This is a genomic window from Hyunsoonleella sp. 2307UL5-6 (genome assembly GCF_047345485.1).
In the GTDB taxonomy this organism is placed as follows: domain Bacteria; phylum Bacteroidota; class Bacteroidia; order Flavobacteriales; family Flavobacteriaceae; genus Jejuia.
On the sequence record NZ_JBLFEN010000005.1, the window covers coordinates 65,015 to 84,523 of the forward strand.

General features: G+C 32.7%; 20 protein-coding genes. 8 read left to right on the forward strand and 12 right to left on the reverse strand.

Annotation, left to right across the window (positions count from 1 at the left end):
* On the forward strand, window positions 1-2,253 hold the full coding sequence (locus tag ACKGJY_RS10350; protein WP_413973816.1) for an efflux RND transporter permease subunit: 2,253 nt from the start codon (window positions 1-3) through the stop codon (window positions 2,251-2,253).
* A 1-nt stretch (window position 2,254) separates the two neighbouring features.
* On the opposite strand, the gene ACKGJY_RS10355 is transcribed toward ACKGJY_RS10350, so the two are convergent.
* The 6 genes from ACKGJY_RS10355 to ACKGJY_RS10380 form a co-directional block, all read right to left on the reverse strand.
* On the reverse strand, window positions 2,255-3,166 hold the full coding sequence (locus tag ACKGJY_RS10355; RefSeq protein ID WP_413973817.1) for an ABC transporter ATP-binding protein: 912 nt from the start codon (window positions 3,164-3,166) through the stop codon (window positions 2,255-2,257).
* Window positions 3,167-3,240: 74 nt separating this feature from the next.
* Complete coding sequence (locus ACKGJY_RS10360; protein ID WP_413974057.1) at window positions 3,241-5,397, reverse strand: prolyl oligopeptidase family serine peptidase; 2,157 nt, start codon at window positions 5,395-5,397, stop codon at window positions 3,241-3,243.
* 321 nt (window positions 5,398-5,718) lie between these two features.
* Window positions 5,719-6,708, reverse strand: a complete 990-nt coding sequence (locus ACKGJY_RS10365; RefSeq protein WP_413973818.1) for an aspartate-semialdehyde dehydrogenase — start codon at window positions 6,706-6,708, stop codon at window positions 5,719-5,721.
* A gap of 137 nt (window positions 6,709-6,845) precedes the next feature.
* Window positions 6,846-7,247, reverse strand: a complete 402-nt coding sequence (gene mscL / locus ACKGJY_RS10370) for a large conductance mechanosensitive channel protein MscL (protein ID WP_413973819.1) — start codon at window positions 7,245-7,247, stop codon at window positions 6,846-6,848.
* Between the two features lie 104 nt (window positions 7,248-7,351).
* Window positions 7,352-8,464, reverse strand: a complete 1,113-nt coding sequence (gene alr / locus ACKGJY_RS10375; RefSeq protein WP_413973820.1) for an alanine racemase — start codon at window positions 8,462-8,464, stop codon at window positions 7,352-7,354.
* A complete protein-coding gene (locus ACKGJY_RS10380) occupies window positions 8,464-9,105 on the reverse strand; it encodes a thymidine kinase (protein WP_413973821.1) in 642 nt (213 codons plus the stop codon). The genes alr and ACKGJY_RS10380 overlap by 1 nt, the downstream gene beginning before the upstream one ends.
* Window positions 9,106-9,219: 114 nt before the next feature.
* Between ACKGJY_RS10380 and ACKGJY_RS10385 the strand changes: the two genes are divergently transcribed.
* Window positions 9,220-9,969 (forward strand): hypothetical protein, encoded by a 750-nt coding sequence (locus ACKGJY_RS10385; protein ID WP_413973822.1) that lies wholly within the window; start codon window positions 9,220-9,222, stop codon window positions 9,967-9,969.
* 16 nt (window positions 9,970-9,985) lie between these two features.
* Here the strand turns inward: ACKGJY_RS10385 and ACKGJY_RS10390 are convergent, their stop codons facing one another.
* Complete coding sequence (locus tag ACKGJY_RS10390; RefSeq protein WP_413973823.1) at window positions 9,986-10,471, reverse strand: DUF2867 domain-containing protein; 486 nt, start codon at window positions 10,469-10,471, stop codon at window positions 9,986-9,988.
* An 88-nt stretch (window positions 10,472-10,559) separates the two neighbouring features.
* Between ACKGJY_RS10390 and ACKGJY_RS10395 the strand changes: the two genes are divergently transcribed.
* From ACKGJY_RS10395 to ACKGJY_RS10405, 3 genes are read left to right on the forward strand one after another with little or no spacing between them, the layout of a single operon-like run.
* Window positions 10,560-11,180 (forward strand): TetR/AcrR family transcriptional regulator, encoded by a 621-nt coding sequence (locus ACKGJY_RS10395; protein WP_413973824.1) that lies wholly within the window; start codon window positions 10,560-10,562, stop codon window positions 11,178-11,180.
* Between the two features lie 18 nt (window positions 11,181-11,198).
* Complete coding sequence (gene rsmI / locus ACKGJY_RS10400) at window positions 11,199-11,873, forward strand: 16S rRNA (cytidine(1402)-2'-O)-methyltransferase (RefSeq protein ID WP_413973825.1); 675 nt, start codon at window positions 11,199-11,201, stop codon at window positions 11,871-11,873.
* A 15-nt stretch (window positions 11,874-11,888) separates the two neighbouring features.
* Window positions 11,889-12,233, forward strand: coding sequence for a HopJ type III effector protein (locus tag ACKGJY_RS10405; protein WP_413973826.1), 345 nt, complete (start codon window positions 11,889-11,891; stop codon window positions 12,231-12,233).
* 36 nt (window positions 12,234-12,269) lie between these two features.
* Here ACKGJY_RS10405 and ACKGJY_RS10410 read toward each other — a convergent pair whose 3' ends face one another.
* The 3 genes from ACKGJY_RS10410 to ACKGJY_RS10420 are packed head-to-tail and all read right to left on the reverse strand — an operon-like array spanning window position 12,270 to window position 14,160.
* Entirely contained in the window at window positions 12,270-12,782 is a 513-nt protein-coding gene (locus tag ACKGJY_RS10410; protein WP_413973827.1) for a hypothetical protein, read from the reverse strand.
* Between the two features lie 10 nt (window positions 12,783-12,792).
* Window positions 12,793-13,515 carry a toxin-antitoxin system YwqK family antitoxin gene (locus ACKGJY_RS10415; RefSeq protein WP_413973828.1) on the reverse strand — a complete coding sequence of 241 codons (723 nt, stop codon included), beginning with the start codon at window positions 13,513-13,515 and terminating at the stop codon, window positions 12,793-12,795.
* A gap of 54 nt (window positions 13,516-13,569) precedes the next feature.
* Window positions 13,570-14,160: a carboxymuconolactone decarboxylase family protein gene (locus ACKGJY_RS10420; protein WP_413973829.1), complete on the reverse strand. Its 591-nt coding sequence runs from the start codon at window positions 14,158-14,160 to the stop codon at window positions 13,570-13,572.
* Between the two features lie 55 nt (window positions 14,161-14,215).
* Between ACKGJY_RS10420 and ACKGJY_RS10425 the strand changes: the two genes are divergently transcribed.
* From ACKGJY_RS10425 to ACKGJY_RS10435, 3 genes are read left to right on the forward strand one after another with little or no spacing between them, the layout of a single operon-like run.
* The gene (locus ACKGJY_RS10425; protein WP_413973830.1) at window positions 14,216-14,644 is read left to right on the forward strand and encodes an OsmC family protein; all 429 of its coding nucleotides are present in this window, start codon (window positions 14,216-14,218) and stop codon (window positions 14,642-14,644) included.
* Between the two features lie 26 nt (window positions 14,645-14,670).
* On the forward strand, window positions 14,671-16,362 hold the full coding sequence (recJ, locus tag ACKGJY_RS10430) for a single-stranded-DNA-specific exonuclease RecJ (RefSeq protein WP_413973831.1): 1,692 nt from the start codon (window positions 14,671-14,673) through the stop codon (window positions 16,360-16,362).
* 2 nt (window positions 16,363-16,364) lie between these two features.
* Window positions 16,365-17,630 carry an MFS transporter gene (locus ACKGJY_RS10435; protein ID WP_413973832.1) on the forward strand — a complete coding sequence of 422 codons (1,266 nt, stop codon included), beginning with the start codon at window positions 16,365-16,367 and terminating at the stop codon, window positions 17,628-17,630.
* A 10-nt stretch (window positions 17,631-17,640) separates the two neighbouring features.
* On the opposite strand, the gene ACKGJY_RS10440 is transcribed toward ACKGJY_RS10435, so the two are convergent.
* Window positions 17,641-18,573, reverse strand: coding sequence for an alpha/beta fold hydrolase (locus ACKGJY_RS10440; protein WP_413973833.1), 933 nt, complete (start codon window positions 18,571-18,573; stop codon window positions 17,641-17,643).
* 17 nt (window positions 18,574-18,590) lie between these two features.
* Window positions 18,591-19,346 carry a UDP-2,3-diacylglucosamine diphosphatase gene (locus ACKGJY_RS10445; RefSeq protein WP_413973834.1) on the reverse strand — a complete coding sequence of 252 codons (756 nt, stop codon included), beginning with the start codon at window positions 19,344-19,346 and terminating at the stop codon, window positions 18,591-18,593.
* Window positions 19,347-19,509: the final 163 nt, after the last annotated feature.

Sequence of the window (19,509 nt, forward strand, 5' to 3'; positions counted from 1 at the left end):
ATGAAACTATTAAGAAATAGTGTACAGTTTACTATAAAGTTTAGAATTGCAATCATTGTAGTTTTTGCGGTTTTAGTGGCAGTTGCAGGTCACCAAACCCTTAATAAACTTAGCGTAGACAACTCACTATCTATTTGGTTTTTAGAGGACGACCCTAGCTATAAAGCCTATATCGATTTTCAAGAAAATTTTGGTTCAGATGAGATTTTTATTGCAATGCTTCCTGTAGAAAATGCGATTGGAGAAGCTGATGTTAATAGGTTGCAACAGTTACATAAGGACATTGAAACCTTACCTTACGTAAAAACTACATTTAGTTTAGCAAAAGCGAAATACCCAATTTATGCAAATGATAAGATAAATTTTGATGATTTATATAACCCAAAACGCAGTGAAAAAGGGTTGAAGAGTCTCTTTTCAAAATTACCCAACATCACATCGCAATTAGTTACTAAAGATTATAAACACCAGTTTTTCTACATCCAAATGAAACCTACGCCAACTATAGAGGAAAAGCGACAGGACATAGCTGTAGAAATTAGAACAATTATAGATAAATCGTATTCCAATTATTACCTTACGGGACCACCTGTGCTTAATGAGGCTTACAGTAAAGGTATTTACAAAGAGAGTTTAACCTTTGGCATATTAACCGTTTTGGTTATTACTATCTTACTGTTATTTTTGCTTCCTAACAAGCGCTATTTGTTTATCGCTTTACTTTCGGTGGCTATTCCTGTAAGTTTATTGTTTGGTTTAATCACTTCGTCGGGTTTTGCTTTAAATATGATTTCTATGCTTATACCAACAATTCTTATGGTATATAGCGTTAGTGACGCAGTACATATTATAAACATATACCATAAAGAAGGTTTACTAAACGCTTCGATATCGAAAGTTGATTTGATTACTACCGCCATTCGTAGAAGTTTAACGCCTTGTTTTTATACCACATTAACCACATTTGTTGGCTATTTTGCGCTGTATATATCACCACTTCCTGCATTTAAAAACATGGGTGTGTTTACCTGTATAGGTTTAGTAATGAGCTTTATTTTAGTGTATGTTATTACCATTATTGGGTTTAGTTTTATGAAATTAAATTTTGAAAAAGCGACACCCATTTTTAAATTAAAAGGGATATCTCAAACCAAATTTATAGCATGGCTCAATGGGTTTACATCAAACTATAAAACATCTATTATTACCGTTTTTACAATAGTACTTGTGTTTGGTATATACTCTATTTTTCAAGTAGATATAGATACAAATTCTCGTGATTTATTAGCAGAGGGACAAGCAAAAGACGACCTAAGAACTGTAGAAGTAGAACTTGGAGGAAGCAACAGATTACAACTTAATATTACTACCAATAACGGTGCTATTATCTTAACTAAAGATGCCTTAAAAAAGCTGGAAATTTTCCATAAAAAGTTAGAGGATAACCCATTAATTTCTTCGCCTGTTTCTGTGGTAACCATCAAATCATTTTTACAAAAACGCACACCCGTTTTGTTTCAATCTAGTATTTCTGAAGAAAAATTAAAAAACACATTGGCAGATGTAGATGCGGCAGAAAACAGTTTTTTTAAATTATTTTCTGAAAATTTATCTTCTGCAAGTTTTACATTAACCTTAATGGAAATGAGAACTTCAGAACTTGAGCAGGTATTGAATGATATAAAAATTGCTTTTGAAGAGACGTTTGATACGAACGATTTTAATTTGAAAATAAATGGTTTTGCAGTGGTATTTTCACAATTAAACAACTTTATATTAGAAACACAGTTTAAGTCCTTTTTTGCAGCATTTTTCGTCGCGTTTCTGTGTTTATGGTTTTTTATAAAAAGCTTAAGAACAACAGTTTTAGTTTTAATTCCGAATATATTACCACTAGCTATTTTAGCTATTTTTATGAGCTTATTAAATATTCCTTTGGATGTTTCCACAGCAATGATTACGCCTATAATGTTGGGTATTGCTATGGACGACACCATTCATTTAGTACATAAATACCGAAAAAGTAAACGTATACAAGGCACTCCAGAGCAGCGTATGAATAATGCGATGCACTACACAGGTGGTGCACTTTTATCTACCACTATTGCTCTTGTTGGAGGGTTCTTAATTATTGCATCTAGCGCCACACCATCCGTAAGTGATTTTGGTACCTTATGTGCCGTAACAGTTGCGATTGCTTTAATTACCGATATTTTCTACTTACCAGCGTTATTAAAAACATTTGATAAATAAATCAGTTTTTTATTTGAAGGTAAACTGTGTCACCATTTTTTAATAAGGTATTGTGCTCAAAAAATACAGATTCCTTATTCAAAATAGCTTCAACTAAATAAAATCGCCCTTTGTAATAAGACTGTTTTACCACGGCTTTTAATGTTGATTTAGATACAATTTTAAGTTGATGCGCATAAACAATCTTATTATTAATGGTATTAAATTCTCCAAAAAAAGCAGCAATTAAAGGAGATTCTGGAGTTTCAAACACCACTTTTGGAGATTTATTTATCATGATTTTGTGCTTATCTAATACAATCATACGGTCAGCAAAACCGAGGACATCCTCTTTAGAATGTGTTGCTACAATACACGTAATGTCATGCGCTTTTAAATACCCAAATACTTTGCGGCGCAAACTCTGAGTTCTAAAATTATCAATATGGCTAAAAGGTTCGTCTAATAGTAATATTTGAGGTTGTTTGGCTAAAGCTCTTGCCAAGGCTACACGTTGTTTTTGTCCGCCACTTAAAGTTTTAACTTTGGTTTTTGCGAAATCTTCTAATTCTACAACTTCAATAAGCTCAGTAACACGCTGTTGTGTTTCTTCGGGAAAAAACCGAGATAAATGTTTTGCTATATTTTCTTCCACAGAAATATAAGGCATCAAATCGAATTCTTGAGCCACGTATTTCATAAAATCATAACCGATAACTAAGTTATATTTGGGGCCTAAAATTTCTTGATCTTTCCAAAAGATAGTGCCTTCATCTAAATCATATTCACCATAAAGCAACTTTAAAAGCGTACTTTTTCCAGAACCACTTTCTCCAATTATAGCAATATTTTCACCTTGTTTGGCTTCAAAGGAAATACCGTTTAAAACAGGAGTTTTATCGTATTTAAAAGAAAGATTATTTACGTTTAACATAGCCGTTGCAAAAATACTATAAAAAAACACGCTTCGACTACTGAAGCGTGTTTTACATTTATAACATATTTACGTTAATCTTTCAATGTCTCATTTATTTTGGTTGGTAAAGTACTGTACCCCATATTATAAAGCGTAAATCCAAAAATATCGGCATATTGCTCTATGGTTTTACTTACTGGTGTACCTGCACCATGTCCAGCATCAGTTTCAATTCTAATTAATGTGGGGTTATCCCCAGTTTGCTTGCTTTGTAATTCTGCAGCAAATTTAAAACTGTGCGCTGGCACCACACGATCATCGTGATCGCCAGTTGTTACTAAAGTAGCTGGGTATTGCACACCTTCTTTTACATTATGCACTGGCGAGTACCCTTTAAGATACGCAAACATGTCTTTATTGTCTTCCGCAGTGCCATAGTCGTAAGCCCAACCTGCACCGGCAGTAAAGGTATGGTAACGCAACATATCTAAAACACCAACAGCGGGTAGCGCTACTTTAGCCAAATCGGGGCGTTGCGTCATAACCGCGCCAACTAATAAACCACCATTAGAGCCGCCTCTTAACGCCAAATAATCAGACGAGGTATAGTTGTTATTAATTAGATATTCTCCAGCAGCAATAAAATCATCAAACACGTTTTGTTTTTTCATTTTAGTACCAGCAATGTGCCATTTTTTACCGTACTCGCCGCCACCTCTTAAATTAGGAACTGCCAATATACCGCCTTGCTCCATCCAAACCGCATTTGTGATACTAAACGACGGATTTAAACTCACATTAAATCCACCATAACCATAAAGAATAGTTGGGTTTTTACCGTTTAATTCCACCCCTTTTTTGTGGGTAATTATCATTGGTACTTTAGTGCCATCTTTAGAGGTGAAAAACACTTGATTACTCTCGTAATCTTCAGAATTAAAAGCAATGGAAGGTTTCCAATACAACTTTGATGTACCAGTTTTTAAATCCAACTTATAAATGCTAGGTGGTGTGTTATAATTGGTAAACGAATAATAATCTATTTGTTCTTCCTTTTTAGCGCCAAAACCATTAGCATTACCAACACCAGGTAATTCTATTTCTCTTATTAATTGTCCTGTATAATCATATTGCAATACTTTAGAAATAGCATCCACCATATATTCTGCTACAAAATAGTCACCACTTTTAGAAGGGGACAACACATGCTCTGTTTCTGGAATAACATCTACCCAATTATCAGGTGTTGGGTTTGATGCATCAACCGAAACAATTTTTTTATTTGGTGCGTTTAAGTTCGTTACTAAAAACAGTTTACTACCAACGTTATCAATAACATACGTATCACTATCTGTATGGTCTAAAATAGTTGTAAGTTCGCTATTTGGTTTTGTTAAATCCTTAATAAATAATTTATTACCCGAAGTTGAAATTCTTGGAGAAATTAACAAATAACGATTGTCTTCTGTTATTGTTCCATAAATATAACGGTGTTTTTCTTTTTGAGTACCTCCAAAAATTAGTTTGTCTTGTTGTTGAGGCTTTCCTAGTTTATGGTAATACACTTTATGCTGATCGGTTTTAGCCGACAATTCACTACCCTCTGGCTTATCGTAACTAGAATAATAAAAGCCTTCATTTTTATACCAAGAGATACCGCTAAACTTTACATCTACAAGGGTATCCTCAACAATTTTTTTGTTCTCAGCATTCATGATTAAAATTTTCCTCCAATCGCTTCCTCCTTCTGATATAGAATAGGCTAAAATTTTACCATTTTTAGAAAAACTTACATTACCTAAAGATACTGTACCATCTTCTGAAAACATATTTGGGTCTAAAAAGACAGATGCTGTTTCGGGAGATTCCCCAGTTTTATAACGATAAATCACATATTGATTTTGCAAACCGTCATTTTTATAAAAATACGTGTAATCCCCTTCAATAAAAGGTGCGCCCACTTTTTCGTAGTTCCATAGTTTAGACAAACGCTCCTTTATATCTTCTCTAAACGGAATATTATCTAAGTACCCAAACGTTGTTTTGTTTTGTGTTTTCACCCAAGCCTCAGTGTCTTTGCTTCTATCATCTTCTAGCCAACGGTAAGGGTCTTTAACTTCAACACCAAAATAAGTATTAACGGTATCAACAGTTTTAGTTTTTGGGTAATTCACAACAATATTGTTTTTGGTTTCTTTACAGCCTATTAATAATGTTATAACGAGTGTAGTTAATATTAGTTTTTCCATCATGATGCTATAATTTTTTCAAAAATAGCTGATTTATGAATTTTAAACTGTTTAGGTAGTGTTAATGTTTTTTTTGGCGCCTGCCTACCTGCGGCATTGCAGGCAGGTTAACCACAAGGGGTCGGGCTTTCACTACTCAATCCCTACTTCGTCGGGGATTTCAAACATGCCGTTCAATCCCTAACGCGGGTTTACCTGCCAAAAAACAGTTCGTAATTCATAGCATTTAGAATCTTTATTAAAACAGCTAAACTTAAATAATATATAAAAGCAAAAAGGCCTCTAAAAATTAGAAGCCTTAAATACTGTAGAAGATAATTATTACACTAAATTATTCTCTATTAAATATTCTGCAATTTGTACGGTATTAGTGGCAGCACCTTTACGTAAATTATCAGCAACAATCCACATATTTAAGGTGTTAGGTTGTGTTTCGTCACGACGAATACGTCCTACAAAAACCTCATCTTTTTCATGCGCAAAAATTGGCATTGGGTAGCTATTGTTTGCAGTATCATCTTGCACAACAACACCAGGTGTATCGGCTAAGAGCGTTCTAACTTCTTTTAAATCAAAATCATTTTCAAACTCAACATTTACAGATTCAGAATGTCCACCAGCGGTTGGTATTCTAACAGCTGTGGCAGATACAGAAAATGTTTTATCATTCATTATTTTTTGTGGCTCTCTTGCTAACTTCATTTCTTCTTTGGTATACCCGTTATCCTCAAACACATCACAGTGTGGTAATGCATTTCTTCCAATAGGATAAGGATACGCCATTTCGCCCTCAACACCAGCAATTTCATTTTCTAATTGACGTACAGCTTTCACACCAGTACCCGAAACAGATTGGTACGTAGATACCACTACACGCTTCATTTTATATTTTTTGTGAAGCGGATTCAAAGCCATGACTAACTGAATTGTAGAACAGTTTGGGTTGGCAATAATTTTATCTTCTTTGGTTAACTCATTAGCATTAATCTCAGGAACTACCAATTTTTTAGTAGGATCCATTCTCCAAGCCGAAGAGTTATCTACCACAGTAGTACCAGCTTCAGCAAATTTTGGTGCCCATTCTAAAGATGTGCCGCCTCCTGCAGAAAATAAAGCAATATCTGGTTTCATAGCAACAGCAGTTTCTAAACCAACCACGGTATAATCTTTACCCTTATATGGTAAAATTTTACCTATAGATCGCTCTGAAGCAACAGGAATTAATTCTGTTATAGGAAAATTACGTTCGGCAAGAACTCTTAACATCACTTCGCCTACCATTCCAGTGGCGCCAACAACAGCTACTTTCATTTTTTTTAACTTTAATTATTTTTGAAGAAACAAAACTAACTATTAATTACAATTCTAAATATAAAAAAAGCCCTCATTTTATTAAAACGAGGGCTTTTTAACAACAAATAACAGGTTGTTATATATTTAACAAGTTGTTATTTTTTAAGTGCGTCTCTTATTTCTATAAGTAACTCTTCTTGTGTTGGTCCTGCTGGTGCAGGCTCTTCAGCTGGAGCTTTAGTTTTATTGTAAGCCTTAACAATTAAGAACATTACAAGTCCAACAATAAGTAAGTTTACTATTGTATTAACCCAAGATCCCCACATAATAGCATTTTCTGGAGTTGTAACAACACCTGCTGCATCAACAACTGCATCATCTAAAACAATTTTTAATGATGAGAAGTCTGACCCACCTGTAAAGTGACCAACAACTGGCATTACAATGTTATCTACAAAACCTTTTACAACTAATCCAATTGCTCCGGCCATAATTACAGCAACGGCAAATTCGATAACATTACCACCTGTGATAAACTCTTTAAATTCTTTCAACATAATTTTTAAATTATTAGTTAGTGAATGGCTAATTTAAAAAAAAAATGCAAACTTTAACATTTGTTAAGATTTTTAACTGAGTTTTTATTTATTAATAGATTATGTTATTTTATAATAACTCGTTTTACGCGTTGTGATATACCTGTAATCAATTCATAAGAAATTGTACCAGCACTTTCAGCTAAGGTTTCAGCAGAAGTAGTATTTCCATCAAAAACTATAACGGTATCACCTTCTTTACAATCAATATTTGTAATATCTACCATAATCATATCCATACATACATTACCAATTATAGGTGCTTTTTTTCTATGAATAGTTACAAAACCTTTAGCGTTACCATAAATTCTACCAATACCATCGGCATGTCCTAGTGGTAACGTTGCTGTTTTAGTTACTGTGCCTTCACTTTTAAATGCCCGATTATAACCAACAGAATCTCCCTTTTTAATATGGTGTATTTGAGAAATTACTGTTTTTAAACTAGCAATAGGTTTTAAATATGTGCTCTCTTTTTTAGAATTACCAAACCCATACATACCAATACCACAACGCACCATATCAAAATTTGCCTCAGGATAATTTAAAACTCCCGAAGTATTACTTATATGAAGCATTGGTGTATACCCTATTTTTTTTGAGAAACGTTCTGTTATGTTTTTAAAGTTTTCAATTTGGTTAAGAGTAAAATTTTGCTCACTTAAATCTTCGCTTGCTGCCAAATGAGAAAATAATGATTTAACTTTTAAAGAATTAGTATTTAGCAACTTATAAATAACATCCTCTATGTCACTTTCCAAAAAACCCAAACGATTTAAACCTGTATTAAATTTTATATGTACAGGGTATTTAGTTTGGTTTTTAGCTTCAGCAAATGCTATAAACTCGTTTAATATTTTTGTGTTATATAAGTTAGGTTCTAAGCAATTATCAAGAATAACATCAAAATTCACCGCTAATGTATGTAGCACTAAAATAGGGGTTGTAATACCTGCTTGCCGTAAAGCAACGCCTTCGCTAGCATAGGCCACAGCAAAATAATCAACATTTAAATCTTGTAAATAATTGGCAATTTCATTAGCATCATTACCATAACCAAATGCTTTTACTACTGCTAAAAATTGTGTGTTATCTTTTAATTTAGATTTTAAATGCTCAAAATTATGTTTCAGTGCTTTTAAATCTATTTCAAGAAGGGTTTCTTGCGCTTTAAACATTAAGATTTCTTTTGTTTAGACGTCACATCTTCAACATCGGTCACTTTCATTTTTTTAATCTTTTCACTCATAGTAGCCTTGTAATACGCAGCCCTACTTAATGGTTCATATTCATCTACTTCACCCAACATTACTATACTATCATTTGTAGATTTTCTATAACTGTATTGTGCTAAATTCCCAGTTCTGGTGCAAACCGCATGTACTTTGGTAACATACTCTGCAGTAGCCATTAAGTTTGGCATTGGTCCAAAAGGATTTCCTTTAAAATCCATATCTAATCCAGCCACAATTACACGAATGCCTTTATTGGCCAAATCGTTACATACCCGTACTATTTCATCATCAAAAAATTGAGCTTCATCTATACCAACCACATCACAACTGTCGGCCAAAATTGGTATGTTTGCGGCAGCAGGAACCGGTGTAGAGCGAATTTGATTTTCGTCGTGGCTTACCACCATATCCTCATCATAACGCACATCAATGGCTGGTTTAAAAATCTCAACCTTTTGTTTTGCAAACTGTGCACGTTTAAGACGACGGATTAATTCTTCGGTTTTTCCTGAGAACATAGAACCACAGATAACCTCAATCCATCCAAATTGTTCTTTATGATTTACTGTATTTTCGAGAAACATTTTGTAATTTTAACACTGGTACTAAATAAAGCTAATGCTCGTTTTGTATAAAGGTGGCGTAAATTTATTAAAAGAAAAAGTGTAAAACGCATAAATTTTTAAAATTGTATTAAGATGAAGAAAAAGCTAGAATCTGACTTAGTAAGTATTGCCCACAGAATTCTTAAACTTAAAGGAAAGGAAGATGTTTTAAAAATGCATGAAGAAGCGCGCATGCTTTATGAAAAACTATCGGTTTTAAAATTTGCCCATGAAAACTTTGAAGATGATATACCCACAATAGGCAATAACTCTTCGTTTTTTGATATGCTTGATACAGCGTTTAATAATAAAATTAGTGACACTATTGAAGTTGAAGATAAAATCTACATTAATCTAGATGATGTTGAAGACGATGATATCTCTGAGCCGGTGATGAACAAAATTAAGGATATGGTAGAATTTATGCCAGAACAAACTGAACAAGAGCGCGTTGATGCCATTATTGATACTGTTATTCCAAAAAAAGAACATTATAAGAGTGAATTAGAGGATTTAACAGCAGATTTTAAAGATTTACCTGTTTTTGAACCCGTATCTAAAGTACAGAAGCAAAACGGACAAGAGAAAAAATCGTTAAACGATCGTATTAAGAGCCGTGGTTTAACTATTGGTTTAAACGATAAAATAGCGTTCATCAAACATCTCTTTGGTGGAAATACTGCAGATTATGATCGAGTTATTTCTCAATTAAACACCATTCAATCTCTAGAAGATGCTAATCGATTTATAGAAACTATTGTAAAACCAGATTACAATAATTGGCTTGGAAAAGAAGAATTTTCAGAACGTTTTATGGAAGTTATAGCATCTAAATTTAGTTAAACTCTTTTTAAAGACTTTAAAGTTTATAGGCCTGTTTTACCATGTACTTTACAATTAGTATATGAAATGGTTTAATTAGTGCCATATAAATTTTTCCGAATGTATTTTTATACTCTACTAAGGTTGTTACCTTTATGTTGTACTGGCTTTCTTTAGAATTAAAAACACTTACCCTAAAATTTAAATGTTTATCATCTGCTCCAATTAAAACTTCGTTATCTTCAACACTAAATACCTTAATAAACCCAATGTTGCCACCAGATCTAAAATCAGATTTAAAACTTTTGTCCATATCAGTTTTTAAACCAAAAACTTTAACTAAAGCATTACGTAAGCGCATTAAAAACATCACCCTTTTAGGCATAGTTCCAAAAATTAGATGTGCTATAGTAACTAGTGAATCTTTATGATTTGTCGTTGAAAACGTATCAGTAAAATCTATTTTTGAAAGTGCTTGTTTAATACCAAATGTATCTGGACTTTGTTCTGTTTTTACAATCATAAACTTTATATATTAATTCAAAATTAGGTCAAATATACTAATTTTTTAATAATTAGGTCAATGTTACTAAATTTAATATATTTGATTTATGAGGAATACTAAAGATAAAATTCTGGTAACCGCCTTAGATTTATTTAACACACAAGGAATGGCTAAGGTTACTTTAAGGACTATTGCTAGTAAAATGGGCATTAGCCAAGGTAATTTAAATTATCATTTTAAAAAACGAGAAGATATTGTTGAAGCCTTATATTTTCAAATTGTTGTAAATATAAATCAGGTTATTGCAAATAGTATGCAATCTAAAAATCATTTGGAAAGTGTTTTTAGTATTTCTAAAGCCATTATGTTTACGTTTTATAAATATCAATTTTTCTTACTAGATTTTGTTTTAATTATGCGGGAGAATAAAAAAATTAAAGCACACTATGTTACGCTAATTAAACAGCGAGAAGCTGAGTTTTTAAAGATGACTAAGCTATTAATTGATAAAGACTTAATCCGTAAACCAATATTTTCAAATGAATATAATAATCTCTTTAAAAGGTTTCAGATTTTAAGTGATTTTTGGATGTCTTCAGTAGTTGTAGAACAGGGTAAAATTACTGAAGCATCGGTGGATCAATATTCAGAAATCATTTATCAATCTTTATTCCCTTATTTAACTTTAAAGGGTCAAGAACTTTATAAGTCAGTATCTTTGGTGTAATTTTAATTTAAAATTTAGATGAGTAAACTCTTTATAGTACCAACTCCTATAGGTAATTTAAAAGATATCACATTTCGCGCTATTGATGTTTTAAAAGATGTAGATTTAATTTTAGCCGAAGACACCAGAACTTCAGGAAAACTTTTAAAACATTTTGAGATTTCTACTCATATGCAATCGCACCACATGCATAATGAGCATAAAACGGTTGACAATATTATTCAAAAACTAAAAGCAGGCTCTTCTGTAGCGTTGATAAGCGATGCAGGAACACCAGCAATTTCCGATCCTGGATTTTTATTATCTCGTGCCTGTATTGAACATAACATAGAAGTAGATTGTTTACCTGGTGCAACGGCTTTTGTACCGGCATTGGTAAATTCTGGTTTACCAAACGATAAATTTGTATTTGAAGGGTTTTTGCCTGTAAAAAAAGGCCGCCAAACCCGACTATTGATTTTAGCTGAAGAAACACGAACTATGATTTTTTACGAAAGTCCACATAAATTAATAAAAACATTAGGGCATTTTTGCGAGTATTTTGGGGAAGATAGAGTGGTTTCTGTATCTCGAGAATTAACAAAACTATATGAGGAAACCATTCGTGGTACAGCAAAAGAGGTATGGACGCACTATACCAATAAACCGCCAAAAGGCGAAATTGTAATTGTAGTATCAGGAAAAAGTAAATAACATTAAAATATAAAAATGACTATAACATCTTTTAGAAAAAAATTAAAAGAAAACCCAGAACACATTGAGTTTTCTGAAACTATGAGCGTAATTGATGCGCACTATAATTTTACACCAACAGCATTTAAAAACGGTACATTAAAAAATGCTGAAGGACAAAACTCAGGGTCGTGTAAATTATTTGCTTTTGCTAAAGCGCAAGATTTATCAAAAGATGAAACTTTGGCTTGTTTTGGACAGTATTATTTTGATGATGTTTTAAATGATCCAATTGGAGACGGGCATCAAAATATTAGAAATTTTATGAAGAGTGGTTTTGAGGGTTTGAGTTTTGAAAGTGATGCTTTAAAGGAAAAGTAACCTGTTAATTCGAGTTTTTTAGAAATTAAAAATAACTTAATACTTATCTAAAAACTTATGCTTTTTCTTTAGCACTCGTTCTTCATTAGCACTCCAAATACCATAGACTAGAAAAGCTATAAAAATAATTTTCCATAAAATACCTTTAAATAGGAATTGTGGATCAATTGTATATAGAAATATGTAGTATATCAACAAAAGCGATAGAGCAAGCGATAGAAAAAGTAAAGGTTTTTTAGGAGATACGTATGCAAATACTCCAAATAGAATAGCTAAAACAGCATAAAAAACAGAATTAGTAACACTTTTTGTCTGCGCATAAATAAATACCGCGTTAAACAATTGAAACGCACCAATAATATAAAGGATTTTTTGGGCTTTTGCTTGCGACTCTTTAGCATTACCTATTTTTGCTTTATTAGATATTTGTTTCCCAATAAAAATAGATTTTTCCTTATCAGTTCCTGATAATGGATATCCACAGTTTTCACAGTTTATTTCTACTTGAGATACCCCCTCTTTACAATATGCACATTTTTGTTCTGTCATGTGTTTAAACTTAAAAAGGTGCTAAATACTGTTGGTATTTTAATATTTCCTCAGGATTTGCTTGAATATCAATTCGTTTTATTTCTTCTTCGTTCTCATTTAATTCAATTAAATATCCCCTCTCATTCTCTTCAAACATCCTAATAAACACTTTTAAAGATCCATCTTCATTATAAAACTTCATAGCATCAAAATCATCGTAAGTAGAAACTATATGTTCAGCATATATTTTACCTAATTTTACGTTTTGAGTAATTTTTCTTCCATCCTTTATAAACATTTGAGATTGTATCCCTCCTATAATATCATAAGAAATAGATTCTATAATTTTTTCCTTTTCAATTTTAGATTCAGACTGAATTTGACCACTTTCAAAATAGTTTGTGTTTTTTCCAAACAACACTCCATTAGAATAGTTTTTTAGAGTTTTTAAAGCACCAGATATGTAATATGTTTTTTCTTCTCCGTGTTTTTTTCCTTGTTTATATTTGGAGTACGTGAATTTTTTTCCGTTAGAATGATACAGAATATAATCGCCATTCAAAATACCTTCTTCAACATTAAACTCTTCCCATTTTACACCTTCGTTACCAACAACAAAATAACCATCCATTAACTTTTTATCATCATTGAAACGATAGATTTCTATACCTTGATAAGCATCTATAAAATAGCTATTTCTAGGTATCAATTCAAAGCTAAGACCTTTTCCCTGTTTTTTATTACATGCCAAAAAACAAATAAAAAAAACAATTATTGATAATTTATTCAGAAAACCATTCATAATCTATACATGCTTACCTTTTTCCCAACCATGCTTACCTAAATATTGATCACCGCTTTCCACTGCACCACCTTCAATACTTGTTCCCATACTATCGTTCCATCTATTTAAATATCCAAACAAAGAAATAACTCCCAACATTTCTACAATTTCACCTTCGTTCCAATGCTCATACAAGCGTTTTTTTATGGTTTCATCTACACCATTAGGTACTTGAGACGCTTGTAATGAAAAATCTAAAGCAGCACGTTCTGCTTCAGAAAAAGCGGGATGCGTTCTGTATTCCCAAATATTATCAAGTTGCTCTTGTTCTGCACCATAACGTTCCGCAGCGCGAATAGCATGTGCTTGACAATAACGGCAACCTGTAGCATTACTACTCACCCAAGCAATCATACGTTTTAAAGCAGAGGTTACACGCCCTTCATTGGCCATAACAGCTTTATTTAAATTAATAAACGCCTTACTTATAGCTGGACGATGTTGCATAGTAAGTATAGAATTTGGGCAAAACCCTAAGGTTTCATTAAAAAACTCAGCAAGAGCTTTTGTTTCTAAATCGTGGTCTGGAGATAATGGTGTTACTAAAGGCATATTTTATTTATTAAATAGTATTTTTGAACACTACAAGTAACAAAAATATTTAAAGATGGCAGTAAAAGTTTCTACAAAATGGTTAGGCGAAATGCGATTTGAGAGCACAAACCCCTCAGGACACAATTTATTTATTGATGCAGGAGAAGAAAATGGTGGTAAAAGCGAAGGCTATCGCCCAAAAGCTTTAATGCTGTCTGGTTTAGCAGGATGTTCTGGATTAGATGTGGCATCATTAATAAAAAAAATGAAGCTAAATGTAGATGATTTTAATATTGATGTTGAAGCAAATTTAACAGACGAACACCCTAAATTTTATGATAAAGTAGCGATGCATTTTCACTTTTATGGTGAAGATTTAAATGAAAAAAAACTACAAAAAGCAGTAGATTTATCTATAGAAAAATATTGCGGCGTTATGGAAATGTTTCGTCAATTTTCAGAATTAGATATCAAAACTCATTTTCATAATAAAGGTGCCTAAAGTACTTTTAACTTAAAAATTTGTAGATGCGTTGGACCCTTAAACCAAAACCTGATTTAAAAACGATAAAACATCTTGAAGACAAACTTCAAGTAGACGAAACTATTGCTACATTATTAGTACAACGCGGTATTAAAACCTATGATGAGGCAAAAACTTTTTTTAGACCTAGTTTAACCCATTTACACGATCCATATCTAATGAAAGATATGGATAAAGCTGTTGCCCGAATAGAACAGGCATTTGCTAATAAAGAAAATATTTTAGTTTATGGTGACTACGATGTTGATGGCACTACAGCCGTAGCATTAATGTCTACCTATTTAAAAACTAAGCATAATTTAGTATATACTTACATACCAAACCGTTATGATGAAGGTTATGGGGTATCTAAAAAAGGGATAAACTTTGCTTTAGAAAATGATTTTACTTTAATTATTGCTTTAGATTGTGGCATTAAAGCCATTGATAAAGTGGCATATGCAAAAAATTTAGGTATAGATTTTATAATTTGTGATCATCATAGACCTGGAAACGACGTACCCAACGCTGTTGCAGTTTTAGACCCTAAACAAGACGATTGTAACTATCCTTTTAAAGAATTGTGTGGTTGTGGTGTTGGGTTTAAATTGATACAAGCATTGGCACAAAAAGATGGTGAAACACCTGAAGATTTAATGCCTTACTTAGATTTGGTAGCTACTGCAATTGGTGCTGATATAGTGCCTATTAATGGTGAAAATAGAGTGCTAGCCTACTTTGGATTACACGTTATAAACACAAAACCAAGGCCTGGTATTAAAGCTATTTTAGATCAAATTGAAAAAACCGAACTTACTATTACCGATGTCGTTTTTATTATAGCACCACGTATTAACGCCGCTGGCCGAATGGAACATGGTAATTTTGCTGTGGCATTATTAGCAGAGGATGATTATGAACTTGCTAAAGTTCATGCCGCAAATATTGAGACCTATAATTTAGAAAGGCGAACTATTGATAAAGAAATTACAATAGCAGCCCTAGAACAAATAGAAGCATTAAAAGAGGAAAACCGACTTACAACAGTTGTGTATGACGAAAATTGGCACAAAGGTGTTATTGGTATTGTAGCTTCAAGACTCACAGAAACATACTATCGCCCTACCTTAGTATTTACTAAAAGTGGCGAAAAATTAGCAGCTTCTGCACGATCTGTTAAAGGTTTTGATGTATATAATGCTTTAGGCGCTTGCGCTGAACATATTGAACAGTTTGGAGGCCACAAGTACGCAGCAGGTTTAACCTTAAAAGAAGAAAACTATCAGGCGTTTAAACAAGCTTTTGAAGATGTGGTTTCTAAAACGATAGATAGAAACTTGTTAATTCCAGAAATTAAGATTGATGCTGAGATTGACTTGAAACATCTTACACCAAAGTTTTATAGAATATTAAAGCAATTTGCACCTTACGGTCCAAGTAACATGACACCTGTATTTATGACAGAAAATTTAAGAGATACTGGTTATGGTAAATGCGTAGGTGCAGATAAAACCCATTTACGATTTACTGCAGCACAACCAGACTCTAATAGTATTGTAGGCATTGGGTTTGGTATGGGTGAAAAACATGAATTAATTTCTGATAAAAAACAATTTAGAGCAGCTTATTCCATTGATGAAAACGAATGGAAAGGTAATGTATCACTACAATTAAAATTACGGGATATTAAAGCGTAACTATGCAAAAAAACGACCCATACGCAGCATTACGTATTAAAGAATTCAATATATTTTTATTATTACGATTTGCTTTAGTTTTTGGATGGTCTATGCAATTTGTTGTGATAGAATGGCAAGTATACTCACTTACTAATGATAAATTAAGTTTAGGAATTATAGGTGCCTGCGAATTTATTCCTGCATTTTTTATGGCGCCATTTGCGGGTCATATTGTAGATAGAAAAGAAAAACGCAATCTGTTTGCACTAATTATTGCTCTATTTTCTTTAATTAGTTTTGGGTTGTTTTGGTTAACATCTCAGGCTATTGAAACATCATGGTCTACGTCTCATATTGTTCTGGGGATTTACGGTTTGGTATTTTTTGGAGGTATTTTAAGAGCTTTTTTTGGACCAACCATATTTTCGTTAATAGCCTTATTAGTGCCAAAACCTATTTACCCAAATGCAGCTACTTGGAGTAGTAGTACCTGGAAAGGTGCATCTGTAACTGGTGCTTTAGTTGGAGGGTTTTTAATTGCTTGGATAGGCGTACATTATACATTAGGTATTATATTTTTATTGGTGCTCGTTGCTTTAGCTTTGGTGTTTTTTATTAAAAAGAAGCCAGTACTTAATACCAAAATAAGTGAGTCTATAAAAGAAAGTTTAAAAGTAGGGATACGATTTGTTTTTAATGATAAGGTGATTTTAGGTGCCTTAACTTTAGATATGATTGCGGTACTTTTTGGCGGCGCAGTAGCCATATTTGCAGTATTTGCAAAAGATATTTTAGATGCGGGTCCTAGAGGATTTGGTATCTTAAATGCTGCATTGTCTTCGGGTAGTATTTTAACCATGCTTGCTACCACTTATTTGCCCATAACAAAACATACAGGAAAAAAATTATTGATATCCATATTTGGATTTGGTATTGCTATGATTGTTTTTGGAGCTTCAAAATTATTTTGGCTTAGTGTTGTAGCATTGTTTATTGCTGGGATATTTGATGGCGTTTCTATGGTAATACGGCAAACGATTTTACAACTAAAAACACCTGACGATATGCGTGGTAGAGTTGGTGCTGTAAACTCTATGTTTGTGGGCTCTTCTAACGAGCTTGGTGCTTTAGAGAGCGGTATTGCAGCAAAAATTTTTGGTGCCCCTTTAGCAGTGATATTTGGAGGTTGTGCTACATTAATTACAGTATCTATTATAGGATTAAAAAATACAGCTCTACGAAATTTAGATTTAACACAAGATGTTAAAGCTAACGAAGTTCCGTAAATTTTAAAGCCTATGTTTTAATAAAATCTAAGATAATTCGAGTAAGTACTTCGGGTTGCTCTTCTTGGATAAAATGCTTCGCTTCTATTATATTAATACAGTCTTCACTTATATTTAAATCTTTAGTAATTCGTTCTTTTTGAGGACTCCATTTTAAAAAATCGTCATTTTTACCCCAAATTATAGTTACAGGAATATTAAGTTTTTCAATAATAGGTTGGTAGTTTTTTAGTGCGTTACAGGTTTGCGTAAAGAAATAATACATAGCTTTTGTTTTTCCTTCTTTAAGCGGTGTTTTGTAGCCTTCAACATCAATTTTAGTTAATGTGTTTTCAGTCATACCAGACTTAAATAATCCTTTTAACATCATGTTTGTTGTAATGCCGTTTCTATAACTCCACATGGCTGTTTTAGCAAAAAATCCTTTTTTAAATCGGATAGGTGGATCAAAACCTTCTTCATAAACAATAGTATTTAGCATTACCATATTTTTAATACGGTTTGGTGCTATGGCAGCCAATTCCCAAGTCCATAATCCACCAGCATCATGCATCACGTGCGTCCAATCTTCAATATCTAAAAAATCCATTAGTGCCAATAAGCGTTTGGCATGGTTTTCTTCGGAATATATATTATAACCATCAGGACTATCGCTAGAGCCAAAGCCTAACATATCTGGCACAATTACACGATTGGTTTTAGCTAATTCATCAATCATATTTCGGTATAGCCAACCAGAAGTAGGTACACCATGCAGCAGTAAAATAACAGGCCCTTTACCTTTATCTATATAGCTTATGTTTCCATCTTTAGAATTGAAACTTTGTTGTGTTGCTCTAAATTCTGAATAAGTCATTTGCGCGTTATTTACAACCTTAGATTGGTAAGGTTTACATGATAAAACACTGATAGTTAAAAGTATTAATATACAAATATTCTTCATAAGGAGCGCATTTAAAATTATTCGAATTTTTTTAATGATACCGTTTCTCCATCAAATTCGGCATAGGTAAAATATTGTATCCAATCGCCAAGGTTAATGTATTTTGAGTTTTTGTTTAGATCTATGTTTAATGGCAAATGCCTATGACCAAATATAAAGTAGTCTCTGTGTTTATCTTCTAATTTGCGTTTGCAATACTGAGCAAGCCACTCGTTATCTTCTCCTAAAAATACGGCATCATCATCACCTGAAATTAACTTATTTTTTACTGAAAAATATTGAGCAATACGCATACCAATATCTGGATGCCCCCATTGAAATATCCATTTAAAAAATGGATTTGTAAATACTTTTTTTAAGCGTTTATACCCTTTATCTCCTGGTCCTAAACCATCACCGTGTCCTAAAAAAAAGGTTTTATTATTAAATATGAATTCTTTGGGTTTATGGTATACTGGAATATTTAATTCTTCTTCAAAATAACCATTCATCCACAAATCGTGATTACCAACAAAATAATGAATGGGAATACCCGAGTCTGAAATTTCGGCAAGTTTACCCAACGTTCTGGTGAAGCCTCTTGGTACTACGGTTTTATACTCAAACCAAAAATCGAACAAATCGCCTAATAAAAAAATAGCTGCTGCATCTTCTTTAATGCTATCTAACCAGGCTACAAATTTTTTTTCTCGAGGAAAGGATGCTTCTTTGGTTGGGGCGCCTAAATGATTATCTGAGGCGAAGTATATTTTTTTGCCTTTGGGTATTTGCATGTTGTAAATATAACAATTCCTAAGATTGCAGGAATCTTGTGATAGATGTTTTGGTATTAATTTTTTTGTATGGATTAAAACATATCAATTTAGTATTGGTATTTTAATTGAAAACTTAGTTAACAGAATTTCTGGTTATTATATCTAGCACTATTGCTAGCTG

Excerpts from the sequence above, each read along its gene's own strand:
- ACKGJY_RS10405 (WP_413973826.1), top strand. The coding sequence starts at position 11,889 with ATGACTATAACATCTTTTAGAAAAAAATTAAAAGAAAACCCAGAACAC.
- ACKGJY_RS10360 (WP_413974057.1), bottom strand. The coding sequence starts at position 5,397 with ATGGAAAAACTAATATTAACTACACTCGTTATAACATTATTAATAGGC.
- ACKGJY_RS10380 (WP_413973821.1), bottom strand. The coding sequence starts at position 9,105 with ATGTTTCTCGAAAATACAGTAAATCATAAAGAACAATTTGGATGGATT.
- alr (WP_413973820.1), bottom strand. The coding sequence starts at position 8,464 with ATGTTTAAAGCGCAAGAAACCCTTCTTGAAATAGATTTAAAAGCACTG.
- mscL (WP_413973819.1), bottom strand. The coding sequence starts at position 7,247 with ATGTTGAAAGAATTTAAAGAGTTTATCACAGGTGGTAATGTTATCGAA.
- rsmI (WP_413973825.1), top strand. The coding sequence starts at position 11,199 with ATGAGTAAACTCTTTATAGTACCAACTCCTATAGGTAATTTAAAAGAT.
- ACKGJY_RS10385 (WP_413973822.1), top strand. The coding sequence starts at position 9,220 with ATGAAGAAAAAGCTAGAATCTGACTTAGTAAGTATTGCCCACAGAATT.
- ACKGJY_RS10445 (WP_413973834.1), bottom strand. The coding sequence starts at position 19,346 with ATGCAAATACCCAAAGGCAAAAAAATATACTTCGCCTCAGATAATCAT.
- ACKGJY_RS10355 (WP_413973817.1), bottom strand. The coding sequence starts at position 3,166 with ATGTTAAACGTAAATAATCTTTCTTTTAAATACGATAAAACTCCTGTT.
- ACKGJY_RS10410 (WP_413973827.1), bottom strand. The coding sequence starts at position 12,782 with ATGACAGAACAAAAATGTGCATATTGTAAAGAGGGGGTATCTCAAGTA.
- ACKGJY_RS10435 (WP_413973832.1), top strand. The coding sequence starts at position 16,365 with ATGCAAAAAAACGACCCATACGCAGCATTACGTATTAAAGAATTCAAT.
- ACKGJY_RS10390 (WP_413973823.1), bottom strand. The coding sequence starts at position 10,471 with ATGATTGTAAAAACAGAACAAAGTCCAGATACATTTGGTATTAAACAA.
- ACKGJY_RS10440 (WP_413973833.1), bottom strand. The coding sequence starts at position 18,573 with ATGAAGAATATTTGTATATTAATACTTTTAACTATCAGTGTTTTATCA.
- ACKGJY_RS10365 (WP_413973818.1), bottom strand. The coding sequence starts at position 6,708 with ATGAAAGTAGCTGTTGTTGGCGCCACTGGAATGGTAGGCGAAGTGATG.
- ACKGJY_RS10350 (WP_413973816.1), top strand. The coding sequence starts at position 1 with ATGAAACTATTAAGAAATAGTGTACAGTTTACTATAAAGTTTAGAATT.
- ACKGJY_RS10425 (WP_413973830.1), top strand. The coding sequence starts at position 14,216 with ATGGCAGTAAAAGTTTCTACAAAATGGTTAGGCGAAATGCGATTTGAG.
- recJ (WP_413973831.1), top strand. The coding sequence starts at position 14,671 with ATGCGTTGGACCCTTAAACCAAAACCTGATTTAAAAACGATAAAACAT.
- ACKGJY_RS10420 (WP_413973829.1), bottom strand. The coding sequence starts at position 14,160 with ATGCCTTTAGTAACACCATTATCTCCAGACCACGATTTAGAAACAAAA.
- ACKGJY_RS10395 (WP_413973824.1), top strand. The coding sequence starts at position 10,560 with ATGAGGAATACTAAAGATAAAATTCTGGTAACCGCCTTAGATTTATTT.